Raw genomic sequence first — 15,317 nt, forward strand, 5'->3', positions numbered from 1 at the left:
CTCCTGAGTTCTTCCCGCCAACCTACCGGCCCGGCCGCCGTGCCGTAGGACCTGCCGACCTGACAGACTGATCACGACCAGAACGGACGGAGCCCGCACGGGCGCGGCCACGCGTACGGTCGAGAGGAGAGCCATGGCTGACACCGATCCCGACGAGCTGGAGCGGCGGATCGCGCGGACACGCGCGGAGTTGGCGCAGACGGTCGACGCCATCGCCGACCGGATGAGTCCCAAGCGGGTCGCCGAGCGCACGGTGGCCGACGTCAAGAGCAGGGCCGGGCACCTGGTCGCGTCCGTGGGGGACGCGCTGGGGGTGACGCCGCGGCCGGTCGAGTTCGGCGACGATCCCGGCCAGGTGTGGGAGGACGAGCGGCCCAGCCTCGCTCCGGTGCTGATCGGGGTCGGCGCGGTGCTCGTCGTAGGGGCGGCCATCGCCCTCTGGCGCCGCCGCCGCAGGCGCTGAGCCCTCGGGGTCGGGCTCTCGGGGCTGAGCTCTCGGGGTCGGGCCGCGTCTTCAGAGGAAGGTCCGGCCCTCGCCCCGATACGTCGGGACCGACTCCACGAGCGTCTCGCCGTCCACCAGGTGGAGCGCGTCGAAACGCTCGCACATCTCGCCCGCCTTGGCATGCCTGAACCACACCCGGTCCCCGATCCGCAACTCCTGGGCCGCCGGGCCGAGCAGCGGCGTCTGCACCTCGCCCGCGCCCTCGTCGGAGGAGTAGCGCAGGCCGGCGGGCAGGTACGGCTGCGGCAGGCGGCTCGGCCCAGGCGCTCCCGAGGCCAGGTACCCCCCGCCGAGGACCGTCACCGTGTCCCGGGCGGGACGGCGCACGACCGGCAGCGCGAACACCGCCGCCGGCCGGCCGGTGAAGCGGCGGTAGAAGTCGAACAACCGGGGATGGAACAGGCCGGACCCGGCCGCCACCTCCGTGACGGCCTTCTCGCGCACGGTGCTCTCGACGGAGCCCGTGCCGCCGCCGTTGACGAATTCGAGGTCGGCGAGGTCGCGGACGGCGTTCACGACGCGGCCCCGGCGGACGATGAGCTCTCTGGCCGAGCGGGCCTGCACGAGACGGAGGGCGCGGGTGTAGGCGGCGTTCGCGGGCGGAGCGTCCCCGACACCGGCGATCTGGGCCTCGTACGCCATCAGCCCGGCCAGCCGGAAGCCGGGGCGCTTGGCGACGGCGGCGGCCAGGTCGGCGGCCTCGTCGGGCCGGCGGACGGGGGAGCGGAGAGCGCCCGCCCGAAATTTCCCGCCAAAGGCGACGTATCCGGCGTCGATGTCCAGACATAGCCGGATCTCGGCGCGTGGATGCACCCCGGCCACCGCCGCCTCGATGAAGTCCAGATGGGCCGCCGAGTCGATGGTCACGGTGATCTGCCCGGCCGCGTGCGGGTTCCCGGCCAGCTCGGCGAGCGCGTGGCGGTCGGCCGTCGGGTAGGCGACGAGGAGGTCGGTGAAGCCGTGCCCGGCCAGCCACAGAGCCTCGGGCAGGGTGAAGGCCATGATGCCCTGGAAGCCGTCCATGGCCAGGACGTGTTCGAGGATCGCGCGGGAGCGTACCGACTTGCTGGCCACGCGGATCGGCTTGCCGGCCGCCCGCCGTACGAGGTCGGCCGCGTTGGCGCGCAGGGCGGTGAGGTCGAGGACGGCGAACGGCGGTTCGAGAGCCGCTGTCGCGCGATCGTAGCGCTGGCGGTCATCCATACCGGCAGCGTAACGGCATATCGGGCAAATGAATATGAGGAGCGTTCACCTTAGTGGCCGGTGCCGTAATGTTCGGGCAAATCGGCGGCGAGGGCGCGGTTCAGGCGATGCGGGACCCATGTACGTCTGACCTTGTGATGACCACGCTTCAGCAGATACTGCCCGGTGCCGCCGTCACCACGCAGCAGACCGGGCTGCGCAGGGCGAGCCGAGCGCTGAGACCGGCGCGTACCCTCCCGGGCGCCGTCGTCTCCCTCGCGCTGGCGGCGGGGCTGGGGGCGACGGCGGCCGAGGTGGTGTCCGCGCTGCTGGGCACGCCGCTCGGCTGGGTCCCGGTGAACGAGCTGGTCGAACTGGCGGGCAAGAACACGTGGCCGGAGTTGTCCGTCCCCGCCCTGGCGGCCGGCGGCGCGGGCGTCCTCATGCTGCTGCTGGCGATCGTGCCCGGCCGCTCCAGCACGGTGCCGGTGGAGACGTCCGACCCGCTGATCGTCATCGGCATCACCCGCTCGGGCCTGCGCCGCACCCTGCGCGCCGCCGCCCAGCAGGTGGCGGAGGTGGACAAGGCCCGGGTACGGCTGCGCCGGCGCACCATCGAGGTCACCGTCGTGACGGCGGCGGAGAGCTCGGGCTCGATGTTGCGCCAGGTGGGGACCGCCGTCGGGGACCGGCTGGCGGGCGTGGGCACGCTGGGCACGGGCGAGGTCGTGGTCCGCCTGCGAAAGAAGGGCCGATGACGCCGCGCCGCCAGGGGGAGGGGACGACGATGCGGCAGTACGCCGGTAACCGGGTCGGGCTGGCCGTCGTCGGGGCCACGCTGATGTGCCTGGGGGCCTACGCCTGGCTCCGCGGCCACGACCGCTTCCTCGGCCTGCCTCCCAACGCCAAGATCCTGCCCGCGCAGACCACCCGCGCCCTCGCCGCGGAGCCCTGGCCGCTCTGGGCGTTGTCCCTGGGCCTGCTGCTCCTGGCCCTGGTCGCCCTGCGCTGGTTGCTGCTCTGCCTGGGCTGGGGCCGCCGCGGCGCCCGCAACGGCACGGGCACCGCCATGCTCTTCGTCGGACTCAAGGGCGTGGAAGGGCTGGGCGGGGCGGCGGTGCGGGTGGGCGAGGACGGCCTCCGCGTCACCCTGACCTGCCCGTCGGCGGCCGACGTGGGTGCGGTGGTGAGCAAGCTGGACCAGGACATCGTCGGCAGGATCCGCCGCGAGGTCCGCGACGACGACGCGGGCACCGTCGTCCGCCTGCACGTCCGCCGCTAGCAAGGCGGCACCGAGGCTCAGCTGGCGACGCGCGGGGTCAGCTACTCGTAGTGGTAGCGAGCCTGCAGGACGACGATCTCGTCGTCCATCGGCAGGTACACCAGCCGGTGCTCCTCCGTGATGCGCCGAGACCATACGCCCGCCAGGGCGTATCTGAGCGGCTCAGGCTTGCCGATCCCCTCGGAGGGATCGCGCACCGCGTCCTCGACGAGCCGGTTGATCCGCTTGAGGATCTGCCGATCGGCCGACTGCCAGTGGACGTAGTCCTCCCAGCCCCGGCTGGTGAAGGCGACTTTCACTGGCCGGCCTCGTCGTCCAGCAGTTCGTGCCGCTCGTGGCGTCCCGTGACCGCCTCCTGGTACGACTCGATCAGCCGGCGGGCGTTGGCGGGAGAGCGCAGCAGGTAGGCCGTCTCCCGGAGGGCTTCGTACTCCTCCGCGGCCACCAGGTAGGCGTTTCCGCCCTTGGAAACGATCTCCACGGCGGTGCGGTCGTTGTTGACCTCTTCGATGAGCGGGAAGAGGCGCCGACGCGCCTCGCTGGCGGTGATGGACATGGCCTTCCCTTCAAGTGGTACAACCTTATGGTACCACTTGAAGGCCGCTCAGCATTCGATGACGTTGACCGCGAGCCCGCCGCGCGACGTCTCCTTGTACTTGTCGAGCATGTCCGCTCCCGTGACCCGCATCGTCTTGATGGCCTTGTCGAGCGCCACGAAGTGCCGGCCGTCGCCGCGCAGGGCGATGCGGGCGGCGGTGATCGCCTTGTTGGAGGCGACCGCGTTCCGTTCGATGCACGGGATCTGGACCAGGCCGCCGATCGGGTCGCAGGTCAGGCCCAGGTTGTGCTCGATGCCGATCTCGGCGGCGTTCTCGACCTGCTCGGGGGTGCCGCCCATGACCTCGGTGAGGCCCGCCGAGGCCATGGAGCAGGCGGAGCCCACCTCGCCCTGGCAGCCGACCTCGGCGCCTGAGATCGAGGCGCCCTCCTTGAACAGCACGCCGATCGCGCCGGCCGTGAGGAGGAAGCGGACGACGCCCTCGTCGTCCGCGTGCGGGACGAAGCGGGTGTAGTACGTCAGGACGGCCGGGACGATGCCGGCCGCGCCGTTGGTGGGGGCGGTGACGATGCGGCCCCCGGCGGCGTTCTCCTCGTTGACGGCCAGCGCGAAGAGCGCCACCCAGTCCATGGCCTGCAACGGGTCCTTCTCGGCCGACTCCGACTGCAGACGGCGGTGGAGCTGGTTGGCGCGGCGCTTGACCTTGAGGCCGCCGGGCAGGACGCCTTCCTTGGCGATGCCGCGGCGGATGCAGTCGGACATGACCTGCCACAGGTGCAGGAGGTCCGTGCGGATCTCCGCCTCGGTGCGGCCGAAGGCCCGCTCGTTCTCCATCATGACGGCGGAGATGGACAGGCCCGTGTTGGAGCAGTGCTTGAGTAGCTCTTCGCCGGTGGTGAAGGGGAAGGGCAGCACGGTGTCGTCCGCCTTGATCCGGTCGGCGCCGGTGGCGTTCTCGTCCACGACGAAGCCGCCGCCGACCGAGAAGTACACCTTCTCCCGCAAGGTCGCGCCGGAGGCGGAGGTGGCGGTGAAGCGCATGCCGTTGGGGTGCTCGGGGAGGGAGATCTTGCGTTCGAAGATCAGGTCCTCGCCGATGACGAAGGGGATCTCGTGGGTGCCGTAGAGCTGGACGGTGCCCGACTCGCGCATGACGGCCAGGCGCGCCTCGATGGAGTCCACGTCGACCAGCTCGGGCTTGTCGCCCGACAGGCCCAGCAGGACGGCCTTGTCGCTGCCGTGGCCCTTGCCGGTCAGGCCGAGGGAGCCGTACAGGATGGTCTCGACGCGGGCGACCTGCCCGAGCAGCCCGTCGTCGTGCAGGCCACGCGCGAACTTGTGCGCGGCCGCCATCGGGCCGCCCGTGTGGGAGCTCGACGGGCCGATGCCGATCTTGAAGAGATCGAAGACGCTGATCGCCATTGATGTGCGCCCTTCATGAAGGGCCGGGGCCCGGTGCGGGCCCCGGCGATGGGGTCAGGACTCGCCTGAGGTGAGCGCCGTGTATTCCTCGGCGGACAGCAGCTCCTCGGGCTCGCCCTCGGTGCGCACCCTGAACATCCAGCCCTCCCCGTACGGGTCGCTGTTGGCCAGTCCCGGGTCGTCCACGATGGCCTGGTTGACCTCGACGATCTCGCCGCCGACGGGAGTGTAGATCTCGTTCACGGACTTGGTGGACTCCACCTCGCCGATGGAGTCGCCTGCCTCGACGGTCGCGCCCACCTCGGGGAGCTGCACGAAGACGACGTCGCCAAGGGCCTCGGCGGCGAACGCCGTGATGCCGACGGTCACGGTCAAGCCGTCATCGAGCCCGGCAACCCATTCGTGCTCTTTGGTGTAGCTCAGGTCGTCAGGGATTTTGCTCACTTGTTCCTCCTGTAAAAGGGCAGCTCAACCAGGTCCATAGGTTCATGGCTGCCCCTGATGTCCACGGCCAGGCCTGTTTCGGCCCCGGTGTCGACGTAGGCCATCGCGATGGGCCTGCCCAGGGTCTGGGAGGGCGCACCACTGGTGACCTCGCCGACGACGACGCCGTCCTTGGTGACCGGGTAACCGTGGCGCGGCACCCGGCGAGTGCGCGCGACCAGCCCGACGAGGCGGCGTCGCGGCGCGTCGTCCTTGACCGCCTCGAGTGCCGACCTGCCGACGAAGTCGCCCGGCTTGTCGAATTTCACCACTCTGCCCAGCCCCGCGTCGAACGGGGTCAGCTCCGCGCCCAGCTCGTTGCCGTACAGCGGCATGCCGGCTTCGAGCCTGAGCGTGTCGCGGCTGGACAGGCCCGCCGGCTTCAGCCCGTACGGGGCGCCGGCCGCCGTGAGGGCGTGCCAGAGCGGCACGGCGTCCGCGTTCGCGACGAAGAGTTCGAAGCCGTCCTCGCCGGTGTAGCCGGTGCGGGCGATGAGCGCCTGCCGCCCGTCCACCCGCGCGGGCAGGCCGGCGTAGTACTTGAGCCCGGCCAGGTCGGCGTCGGTGAGCGTGGCGAGGATCTCCTGGGAGCGAGGTCCCTGAACGGCGATCAGCGCGTACTGGTCGGAGCGATCATCGACCACCACGTCGAACGACTTAGAGCGGCTTTTCAGCTCATTTCCGACTTTTTCGTAGTTTGAGGCGTTCGCCACGACCATGAACTCCTCGTCCCCGAGCCGGTAGACGATGAGGTCGTCGAGCACCCCGCCGCGCTCGTTGACGATCATGGTGTATCTGGCCCGGCCGGGCGTCAGCGCCGACAGGTGCCCGACCAGCGCGTAGTCGAGGGCCGCCGCGGCCTGCGGCCCGGTCAGGAAGATCTCGCCCATGTGCGAGAGGTCGAACAGCCCGGCCGCCTCGCGGACGGCCTTGTGCTCCGCGGACTCGCTTCCGTACCGGAGCGGCATGAGCCAGCCCGCGAAGTCGGTGAGCGTGGCGCCGAGACTCTCGTGAACGTCGCGTAGCGGTGTCGGTCGGGACATTAGTCGCACCTCAGGACAGGATCGGATGCCAGCATCCTCCCCCTCTGTCGTCGATGCCTGAGAGCTTCGCCCGAGTTTTGCCGGACTTTCACCTTCGGCGAGGCCGCGCGGGCCTGCTTTCCAGAGTCACCTAAGCCGTGCGGTCCTTTGCCTTGAGAGGTTCGCGGGGAGGGCTTGCTCCTTCAGGGACCCTGCCTGGCTGCCAGGGTGCTCTCCCGCACGGTTTCGCCGGTGATGTCCGACCAGCCTAGTGCCGTCACGGGGTTGTTGTCGCGCTCTGATCGTTCACTTCTGGGGCACCGACGGCCAAAGGGCATGAAACGTCAGCAGGCGGCCACCAGAGCCTCGAAGAGCTTGCCGTCCTGGCCCGCCTCCGGATGCCACTGCACCGCGATGGCGAAAGGCCTGGCGTCCAGCTCGACCGCCTCGATCGTGCCGTCCCCGGTGGTGGCGCTCACCGTGAGGCCCGGCGCGAGGCGGTCGACGGCCTGGTGGTGATAGTGCGGGACCACCACGGGGTCCGTGCCCAGCACCTTGGACAGGCGGGTGCCGGGGACGGGGGTGACGGGCAGCTCGCCGAAGCGGCCGGGGGCCGGGCCGTGGCCCGTGTGCCCGACGACGTCGGGCAGGTGCTGGTGGAGGCTGCCGCCGAGGGCCACGTTGAGCACCTGGAGGCCACGGCAGACGCCCAGATAGGGGAGATCGGCGTCGAGCGCTGCGGCCAGCAGGGCGAACTCGGCTTCGTCACGAAATTTCCGGACATAGCCGGTGTGCTCTTGTGAGTCCTCGCCGTACCGCGCCGGGTCGATGTCGCCCCCGCCGGCCAGGATGAGCCCGTCCAGCCGCCCCACCACCCGCGCGGGCTCGCCGGCCGGCGGCAACACGACGGGCTGGCCGCCCGCACGCACCACCTGCTCCACGTACATGTACGGCAGCAGCGCGGCCTTCGTGTCCGCCCACACCGTGAACGTGGCCGGCTCGACGTAGGACGTGATGCCGATGACGGGACGCTGCACGATCGATGCCCCCTAGAGCGGCGTGACGTAGGCGCCGGAGATGCCCCCGTCGACCAGGAACTGGCTGCCCGTGATGAACGAGGAGTCGTCGCTGGCCAGGAACGCCACCGCCGCCGCGATCTCCGAGGCCTCGGCGAAGCGGCCCAGCGGGATGTGCACCAGCCGTCGTTGCGCCCGCTCGGGATCCTTGGCGAACAGCTCGCGCAGCAGCGGCGTGTTCACCGGCCCCGGGCACAGGGCGTTGACCCGGATGCCCTCCTTGGCGAACTGCACGCCCAGCTCACGCGACATCGCCAGCACTCCGCCCTTGGAGGCGGTGTAGGAGATCTGCGAGGTCGCCGAGCCCATGACGGCCACGAACGAGGCGGTGTTGATGATCGAGCCCTTGCCCTGGCGCCGCATGTAGGGGATGGCATGCTTGCAGCACAGATAGACGCTGGTCAGGTTGACCTCCTGGACCCGCTTCCAGGCGTCGAGGCCGGTCTCCAGGATCGAGTCGTCCTCGGGCGGCGAGATCCCGGCGTTGTTGAAGGCCACGTCCACGCTGCCGTAGGCGTCGAAGGCCGCCTGGTACATGCGGACGACGTCGTCCTCGCTGGTCACGTCGGCCTTGACGAAGAGGCCGCCGGCCTCGCTCGCGGCCTTGACGCCCGCCTCCTCGTCGATGTCCACGCAGACCACTTTGGCGCCCTCGTCGGCGAACCTGCGCGCCGTGGCCAGCCCGATCCCGCTGCCCGCGCCGGTGACGACGGTCACCCGATCCTGCAAACGCTGCACTGACTCACTCCCAGGAGATGAAGACGTTCTTGGTCTCGGTGAACGCCGCCAGGGCGTCCGGGCCGAGCTCCCTGCCGAGGCCGGACTGCTTGAAGCCGCCGAACGGGGTCCAGTAACGCACGGACGAGTGCGAGTTCACCGACAGCGCGCCGGCCTCGACCGCCCGGGCCACGCGGAGCGCCCGCCCGACGTCGCGGGTCCAGATGGAGCCGCTGAGGCCGTAGGGGGTGTCGTTGGCGATCCGCACGGCCTGCGCCTCGTCCTCGAACGGCACCACCGACACCACCGGCCCGAAGATCTCCTCGGTGAACGCGCGGTCGGTGACCTCCGGGGTCAGCACGGTCGGCGGGAACCAGTAACCCTTGCCCTGAGGGCAGGCCGTCTGCAGGTAAGGGGTGCCCGTGACGAAGCCGCGCACGCGGTCGAGGTGCTCGGCGCTGATCAGCGGGCCCATCTCGGTGCTCTCGTCGAGGGGGTCGCCGACCTTGACCCCGCGTACGGCCACCGCCAGGCGCTCCAGGAACTCGTCGTACACCTCGGCCTGGACGAGGATCCTGGACCGGGCGCAGCAGTCCTGGCCCGAGTTGTCGAAGACGGCATAGGGCGCAGTTTTCGCCGCTTTTTCCAGATCCGAGTCCGCAAAGACGATATTTGCGGACTTGCCGCCCAGCTCCAGCGTGACACGCTTGATCTGGTCCGCCGCCTTGGCGGCGATCTCCTTGCCCACCTCGGTCGACCCGGTGAACACGATCTTGGCCACGCCGGGATGCTCGACCAGCCGGGCCCCCGCGACCTCCCCTGCTCCAGGCAGCACCTGGAGCACCCCCTCGGGGAGGCCCGCCGCCAGGGCCAGCTCGGCCAGCCTCAGCGCGGTCAGCGGAGTCCATTCGGCCGGCTTGACGATCACCGTGTTGCCGGCCGCCAGCGCGGGCGCCATGCCCCACGACATGATCGGCATGGGGAAGTTCCAGGGCACGATGACGCCCACGACGCCCAGGGGCTCCTGGAAGGTGATGTCCACGCCGCCCGGCACCGGGATCTGCCTGCCGTGGTCGCGCTCGGGCGCCCCGGCGTAGAAGTGCAGCACGTCGCGGACGTTGCCGGCCTCCCAGCGGGCGTTGCCGATCGGATGGCCGGCGTTGGTCAGCTCCAGTCGCGCCAGCTCCTCGACGTGTTCGCCCACCAGGTCGCCGAAGCGGCGCAGCAGCCGCGCCCGGTCGCCCGGCGACACCTCGCGCCAGCTCGCGTACGCCGTCCTGGCACGCTCCACCGCCCGATCGACCTCGGCGGCGTCGGCCGGCTCCACGTCGGCGACGATCTCCTCCGTCGCCGGGTTAACGATCTTCATACCCTCGCGTCACATCCGCTCGAAACCACGGAACAACTCCCAATCCGTCACCGCCGCGTCGAACGCGGCCAGCTCCACCCGCGCGTTGTTGGCGTAGTGCTCGACCACATCTTCGCCGAACGTCTCGCGCGCCAGCTTCGACGCCTCGAACAACGCCAGCGCGTCCCGCAGTGTGTGCGGCACGGTCGCGGCGCCGGAGGAGTAGGCGTTGCCCTCGAAAGGGTCCTCCAGCGGCAGCTCGTCGTCGATCCCGTGCAGCCCGGCCGCGATCAGCGCGGACACCGCCAGATAGGGGTTGACGTCACCGCCCGGCACCCGGTTCTCGATGCGCAGCGACTGGCCGTGGCCGACCAGCCGGAGCGAGCAGGTGCGGTTGTCGACGCCCCACTTGACGGCCGTGGGGGCGAAGCTGCCGGGCACGTAGCGCTTGTAGGAGTTGATGTTGGGGGCGTACAGGAGGGTGAGCTCGCGCAGGCAGGCGAGCTGCCCGGCGATGAAGCGGGCGCCGAGCGGCGAGAGCCCGTGCGGCCCGTCGCCGGCCATCACCGGGTCGCCGTCGAGGCCGCGCAGCGAGATGTGGATGTGGCAGGAGTTGCCCTCCCGCGCGTTCGGCTTGGCCATGAAGGTGATCGACCGGCCCTCCTGGGCGGCGATCTCCTTGGCGCCGTTCTTGTAGACGGCGTGGTTGTCGCAGGTCTTGAGCGCCTCGTCGTAGCGGAAGGCGATCTCGTGCTGGCCCAGGTTGCACTCGCCCTTGGCGGACTCGACGTACAGGCCGGCGCCCTCCATGCCGCGCCTGATCCGGCGCAGCAGCGGCTCGATGCGGGCGGTGCCGAGCAGGGAGTAGTCGACGTTGTAGAGGTTGGCGGGCGTCATGTCCCGGTACGCGCGCCGCCAGGCGTCCTCGTAGCCGTCCTCGTAGACGATGAACTCCAGCTCGGTGCCCACGTAGGCGGCCAGGCCGCGCTCGGCGAGGCGGGCGAGCTGCCGGCGCAGGATCTGGCGGGGCGAGGCCGTCACGTCGCCGCCGCCCTCCCACGCCAGGTCCGCCATCAGCATCGCCGTACCCTCCTGCCACGGCACCCGGCGCAGCGTGGCCAGGTCCGGCTTCATCACGAAGTCGCCGTAGCCCCGGTCCCAGGACGACATCGCGTAGCCGGGGACGGTGTTCATGTCGACGTCGACCGCGAGCAGGTAGTTGCAGCCCTCGGAGCCGTGGTGCAGCACCTCTTCGAGGAAGTAGCGCGCCGACAGTCTCTTGCCCTGCAGGCGGCCCTGCATGTCGGCGATGGCGAGGAGCACGGTGTCGATCCGGCCGGCCGCCACCTCGTCACGCAGCTCGCCGACGGAAAGAGGCCCTTCGCTCACGACGTCGCTCCGATCGCCTGACGCGCTTTCCCGTTGATTGGGCTAGTCTCAGACCATTGATGTGCATGGCGGGATCGCTTGTCAAGACCTGAGGACACCTTGGACGAGTCGGCGCGTTTCATGACGGTGTTACGCCCGGTCAGGGCGGGCAACGCCTTCGAGGAGACGGTCGAGCGGCTGCTCCAGGCGATCAAGCTGGGCGTGGTCGCGCCGGGGGACAAACTCCCGCCGGAGCGCGAGCTCGCCGTCCGGCTCGGCATCAGCCGCGTCACCTTGCGCGAGGCCATCCGCGCCCTGTCGGACGCGGGCTACCTCGACGTGCGGCGGGGCCGCTACGGGGGCGCCTTCGTCACGTACGCGCCGCCGGAGCCGGCGGCGGGCGATCTGCGCGAGGCCGTGACGGCGATGGGCATGGACGAGCTGTCGGACGCCCTCACGTTCCGGCTGGCGGTGGAGTGCGGCGCGGCGGAGGTGCTGGCCGCCTCGGAGCTCACCGGCGACAAGCGCGCCGTGCTCCTGCGCAGGTTGTCGGAGCTGAACGCGGCCTCCCTGGAGGACTACCGCCGCCTGGACACGGCCTTCCACCTGTCGATCGCCGAGCTGACGGGCTCGACCCTGCTCGCCACGACGTGCGCGGACGCCCGCTCCAGGGTGAGCGACCTGCTGAACGCGATCCCGATGCTCCAGGTCAACCTCGACCACGCCGCCGTGCAGCACCGGGCCATCGTGGACGCCATCCTGTCCGGCGACCCGGAGGCGGCCCGGCAGGCGGTGGCCGAGCATCTGGAGGGGACGGCGGCGCTGTTGCGGGCGTTCCTGTCCTGAGGTGCTCGCGCAGCCGCTCGTGGCGGAACTCGTAGACGGGGCCGACCGCGCGCAGCACGCCGAGGCGGTGCATGTCATCCAGAAAGGGCAGCAGGCGGAAGGGCAGGCGGCCGGTGGGCGCCAGGCGGCACAGCGCGAGCACGCAGAGCTGCCAGGCGTGGTGGCCACCGGAGGCGAGCCCGAAGACGAGCGCGGCCGGCCAGGCCACGACCGTGGCGAACAGCAGGACGTAGGCCGCGTCGGCCACGAACGCCGCCATCACGGTCAGCGGGACCATGATCAGGACCAGCGCGCCGAGCACCCGGACGACGGCCAGCTTGTGATCGTCCCGCCAGCAGGACTCCGGGGTGGTCGCCGCGATGCCGGGCGCGGGATGCTCCAGCCAGCGGACGAACCACAGGGCGAGCCCGATCGGCGTGCCGGCGGCGAGCCCGCCGGCCAGCCCGGTGGCGATGACGACCTGCGGCGCGGAGCCGGGCCACAGGCCGAGGACGAGGGCGAGGGCCGCGCCGCCGCCCGCCAGGCCCGCGCCGGCGACGGCCCGCATCGCGCGCGGGCGGGCCGGGTGGCGGCGCAGGGCGACCGTGCCGGGCGTGTCGGAGAACCATGAGCGGACGGCCACCGTGACCAGCGCGCCGAAGGCGACCGCCGGGCCGAACAGCACGAGGGCGCCCTGGCCGGTGCCGAGGCGGAGGGCCGGCACCGGGAGCGACGTCAGCACGGCGAGCAGCGGGAGCGCGGTCAGCAGGGCGGCCACCAGCCCGGCGGCCACGGGCAGCAGGCGGCGTTCGGCCGGGGTGGTGAGGCGGCCGGCGATCCGCCACCAGGCCACGTCCGGATGGGCGGCGAGGGTGGTGAGCCAGCGCGTCGCGGCCTCGGGCGGCCAGCGGTGCCGGGGACGGAAGAGGCCGGGGGCCGGTGGGCGGGCGGCCACGAGGGCGGGGACGGCCTGGTCGAGAAGGTGGCGCCACAACTCCGGCTCCGAGGCCGAGGCGTCGGGGGCGGGGGCGGCCGGGTCGGCGTGGACGGTGCGGATCAGCCACAGCCCGAGCGGCGTCTCGGCCACGGCGGCGAGCGCCGGAAACGTCCGCGAACGCAGCGCCTCCACCCAACCGCGCGCCTCGCGGTCAGGCGGGGTGGTAGGTGGGGTGGTGGGCGGCGTGGCGGGAAGGGTGGTGGGCGGAGTGGCGGCCGGAGTGGTGGGCGGGGCGGCGGGCAGCGTGGCGGCCGGAGTGGTGGGCGGGGTGGTGGGCAGGGTGGCGTTCAGGTAGTCGGCGGCGACGCGGGGGGTCAGCGCTCTGGGCATGATGACCGCCGCCTCCGTGAGCGCCCGGCCCGCCCGCGTGGCCGCCGCGTCGTACTCCGCCCGCCGGCTGGTGATGATCACCTGGCCCCAGTCGCCCAAACCGGCGTCGAGCCTGCTGAGGACCTCCGCCCTGGCCGGCGCGGGCAGCTCGTCGAGGCCGTCGAGCACCGGCAGCAGGTGCCCGCCGCGCACCAGCCAGGCGGGCGCGTCCGCGCCGTAGTGCGGGGAGCGGAGCCAGGGGTGGCTCAGGGCCAGGCGGTCGGCCAGCCAGTCGGCCGCGTCGGGCCACCTGACGGTGTCCCAGTCGGCCAGCGGCAACATCACCGGCACCGGCTCGCCGGCCTCCGCCGTCTCCACCAGGCCCAGGAGGAGCTGCACCGCCAGGGAGGTCTTGCCCGTGCCCGCGCCGCCCGTGATGACCAGCCGGCGCGGGCTCAGGGCGCGGAACCAGGCCACGGGGTCGCCGACGGGGCGGCCGTGCGCGTACCACTCGACGGGGAGGGGGTGGTGGAGGGAGCGGGCCCGGGCCTCCTGCCGCCATTGGGCGCGGACGAGCTCGCGCAGCCCGGCCTTCGCGTCCGGCACGGACACCGGCGGGGGCGGGCGCCGCAACCAGATCACCAGGGGCACCGCGAGCGCGGCGGCGGCGAGCAGCGCCTGGGCCGCACCGCCCCAGTCGACGCCCTCTCCCGGATCGATGCTGCCGATGACCAGGGCGCCGAGCGCCGTCAGGGCGATCAGGGCTCCCGCGGCCACAGCGGTCCGTCGCCTCACCATCGCGAGCATCTACGACGGCGCTGCTCCCCGCAAGTGACCTAGAACGGGCACACGGCTCGTACCATCAGTTTTAGGTCATGGAGAACTGGTTCGCGCACAACATCGTCGCGACGGGACGGCTGCCGCTGTTCTGCTACTTCGTCACGCTCATCGTGGCCTTCATCGCCACCCGCATCAACGTGCGCCTGATCAGGGCGAAGGTCGGCTGGTTCCGCAACGTGAACGTGGGCGAGATGCACATCCACCACGTGGTGTTCGGCGTGGTGCTGATGATGGGCGGCGGCGTCGCCGGGCTCATCGTGTCGTCGGCCTCTCAGCTCGGGTACGCCGTCGCGGCGGGCATCTTCGGCGTCGGCTCGGCGCTGGTCTTGGACGAGTTCGCGCTGATTCTGCATCTGCACGACGTGTACTGGGAGGAAGAAGGGCGGACCTCGGTGGACGCGGTCTTCATCGCCGTCGCCGTCACCGGCCTGCTCCTCATCGGCCTGCGGCCCCTCACCTGGGACTACGGCACCCTGATCAACCCGGCCGCGCTCATCGTGGGCAACCTGGCGCTGGCCGTCGTCACGCTGCTCAAGGGAAAGATCTGGACCGGGATGGCCGGGCTGTTCGTGCCGCCCATGCTGCTCGTGGGCGCGGTACGGCTGGCGCGCCCCGGCTCGCCGTGGGCCCACTGGTTCTTCGCCCGGCGCTCACCGCGCAAGCTGGCCAGGGCCGTGCACCGCGAGGAGCGGTGGCGGCGGCCGGTGATCAGGGTCAAGATCGCGTTCCAGGAGTTCCTGTCCGGGCGGCACGACCTGCCGTCCACGCGGCGGGTGCGCCGGCGCGGTGAGCGGGGGAGCTGAGCGAGGGACGTGAGCGGCCGATTTGAGCGGCCGATTTGAGCGGCCGATTTGAGCGGCCGATTTGAGCGGCGGACTTGAGCGGCGGACTTGAGCGGCGGACTTGAGCGGCGGACTTGAGCCGGGGCCCCTGTTAGGTCGGCGGGGCGGCTGCCTGGGATCGGTCAGAGCGCGGCCACCGAGCGGAGGGCCAGGCCTGCGCCCAGCAGCACCACCATCGCGGCCGTTCCCAGCGGGGCCAGGCCGGAGAGCCTGGCGGCCAGGCGGCGGCCGGCGGCGGCGCGGCGCTCCAGGCGGTCGACGAGCTTGACCAGGAGCAGGCCGGTGACGGTCAGGGTGGCCGCCATGCCGACGCCGTAGGCGGTGACCAGCGCGATCCCGAACCAGGTCCGGCCGAGCGCGATCGCGCCCAGCAGCACGATCAGCGCCGAGGGGCTGGGGACGAGCCCGCCCGCGATGCCAAGACCCACAAGACCGCCCCGCTTGTGCCCATGCCCATGCCCATGCCCATGCCCATGCCCATGCCCATGCCCATGCCCATGCCCATGCCCATGCCCATGCCCATGCCCATGCCCATGCCCG

The 15,317-nt window shown here is 71.6% G+C and carries 16 protein-coding genes and 1 riboswitch; of the genes, 5 read left to right on the top strand and 11 right to left on the bottom strand.

Annotated elements, in window-relative coordinates; genetic code table 11:
• Positions 1-133 precede the first annotated feature (133 nt).
• Positions 134-463, top strand: a complete 330-nt coding sequence (locus ACWD0F_RS37780; RefSeq protein ID WP_449884960.1) for a DUF3618 domain-containing protein — start codon at positions 134-136, stop codon at positions 461-463.
• 51 nt (positions 464-514) lie between these two features.
• Here the strand turns inward: ACWD0F_RS37780 and ACWD0F_RS37785 are convergent, their stop codons facing one another.
• Positions 515-1,708: an amino acid deaminase/aldolase gene (locus tag ACWD0F_RS37785; protein ID WP_449884962.1), complete on the bottom strand. Its 1,194-nt coding sequence runs from the start codon at positions 1,706-1,708 to the stop codon at positions 515-517.
• Positions 1,709-1,845: 137 nt separating this feature from the next.
• Here ACWD0F_RS37785 and ACWD0F_RS37790 point away from each other — a divergent pair, with 137 nt between their 5' ends.
• Positions 1,846-2,445, top strand: coding sequence for a DUF6286 domain-containing protein (locus ACWD0F_RS37790; RefSeq protein ID WP_449884965.1), 600 nt, complete (start codon positions 1,846-1,848; stop codon positions 2,443-2,445).
• Entirely contained in the window at positions 2,442-2,969 is a 528-nt protein-coding gene (locus ACWD0F_RS37795) for a hypothetical protein (RefSeq protein ID WP_449884967.1), read from the top strand. The genes ACWD0F_RS37790 and ACWD0F_RS37795 overlap by 4 nt, the downstream gene beginning before the upstream one ends.
• Positions 2,970-3,010: 41 nt before the next feature.
• On the opposite strand, the gene ACWD0F_RS37800 is transcribed toward ACWD0F_RS37795, so the two are convergent.
• The 9 genes from ACWD0F_RS37800 to ACWD0F_RS37840 all read right to left on the bottom strand — a co-directional run bounded on the left by ACWD0F_RS37800 (position 3,011) and on the right by ACWD0F_RS37840 (position 10,985).
• Positions 3,011-3,268: a Txe/YoeB family addiction module toxin gene (locus tag ACWD0F_RS37800; RefSeq protein WP_449884970.1), complete on the bottom strand. Its 258-nt coding sequence runs from the start codon at positions 3,266-3,268 to the stop codon at positions 3,011-3,013.
• Positions 3,265-3,525 (bottom strand): type II toxin-antitoxin system Phd/YefM family antitoxin, encoded by a 261-nt coding sequence (locus ACWD0F_RS37805; RefSeq protein WP_449884973.1) that lies wholly within the window; start codon positions 3,523-3,525, stop codon positions 3,265-3,267. Before ACWD0F_RS37805 ends, ACWD0F_RS37800 begins: the two co-directional genes overlap by 4 nt.
• Before the next feature lie 48 nt (positions 3,526-3,573).
• On the bottom strand, positions 3,574-4,950 hold the full coding sequence (locus ACWD0F_RS37810; RefSeq protein WP_449884975.1) for an L-serine ammonia-lyase: 1,377 nt from the start codon (positions 4,948-4,950) through the stop codon (positions 3,574-3,576).
• Positions 4,951-5,004: 54 nt separating this feature from the next.
• Positions 5,005-5,394 carry a glycine cleavage system protein GcvH gene (gene gcvH / locus ACWD0F_RS37815; protein WP_449884977.1) on the bottom strand — a complete coding sequence of 130 codons (390 nt, stop codon included), beginning with the start codon at positions 5,392-5,394 and terminating at the stop codon, positions 5,005-5,007.
• Positions 5,391-6,476 (bottom strand): glycine cleavage system aminomethyltransferase GcvT, encoded by a 1,086-nt coding sequence (gcvT, locus tag ACWD0F_RS37820; protein WP_449884979.1) that lies wholly within the window; start codon positions 6,474-6,476, stop codon positions 5,391-5,393. The genes gcvH and gcvT overlap by 4 nt, the downstream gene beginning before the upstream one ends.
• A 130-nt stretch (positions 6,477-6,606) precedes the next feature.
• A riboswitch (glycine riboswitch) is annotated at positions 6,607-6,704 on the bottom strand.
• A gap of 95 nt (positions 6,705-6,799) precedes the next feature.
• Positions 6,800-7,492 carry a gamma-glutamyl-gamma-aminobutyrate hydrolase family protein gene (locus tag ACWD0F_RS37825; protein ID WP_449884981.1) on the bottom strand — a complete coding sequence of 231 codons (693 nt, stop codon included), beginning with the start codon at positions 7,490-7,492 and terminating at the stop codon, positions 6,800-6,802.
• A 12-nt stretch (positions 7,493-7,504) separates the two neighbouring features.
• Entirely contained in the window at positions 7,505-8,269 is a 765-nt protein-coding gene (locus ACWD0F_RS37830; protein ID WP_449884983.1) for a 3-oxoacyl-ACP reductase, read from the bottom strand.
• Positions 8,270-8,273: 4 nt separating this feature from the next.
• Positions 8,274-9,617 carry an aldehyde dehydrogenase family protein gene (locus ACWD0F_RS37835; RefSeq protein WP_449884986.1) on the bottom strand — a complete coding sequence of 448 codons (1,344 nt, stop codon included), beginning with the start codon at positions 9,615-9,617 and terminating at the stop codon, positions 8,274-8,276.
• Between the two features lie 9 nt (positions 9,618-9,626).
• Entirely contained in the window at positions 9,627-10,985 is a 1,359-nt protein-coding gene (locus ACWD0F_RS37840) for a glutamine synthetase family protein (protein WP_449884989.1), read from the bottom strand.
• A gap of 120 nt (positions 10,986-11,105) precedes the next feature.
• Here ACWD0F_RS37840 and ACWD0F_RS37845 point away from each other — a divergent pair, with 120 nt between their 5' ends.
• Positions 11,106-11,810 carry a FadR/GntR family transcriptional regulator gene (locus ACWD0F_RS37845; RefSeq protein WP_449884992.1) on the top strand — a complete coding sequence of 235 codons (705 nt, stop codon included), beginning with the start codon at positions 11,106-11,108 and terminating at the stop codon, positions 11,808-11,810.
• A gap of 2,160 nt (positions 11,811-13,970) precedes the next feature.
• Positions 13,971-14,738 (top strand): hypothetical protein, encoded by a 768-nt coding sequence (locus ACWD0F_RS37850; RefSeq protein ID WP_449884994.1) that lies wholly within the window; start codon positions 13,971-13,973, stop codon positions 14,736-14,738.
• 161 nt (positions 14,739-14,899) lie between these two features.
• Here ACWD0F_RS37850 and ACWD0F_RS37855 read toward each other — a convergent pair whose 3' ends face one another.
• Positions 14,900-15,205: a hypothetical protein gene (locus ACWD0F_RS37855; protein WP_449884996.1), complete on the bottom strand. Its 306-nt coding sequence runs from the start codon at positions 15,203-15,205 to the stop codon at positions 14,900-14,902.
• Between the last annotated feature and the right edge of the window lie 112 nt (positions 15,206-15,317).

The sequence above is a fragment of the Nonomuraea sp. NPDC002799 genome, from assembly GCF_053592075.1.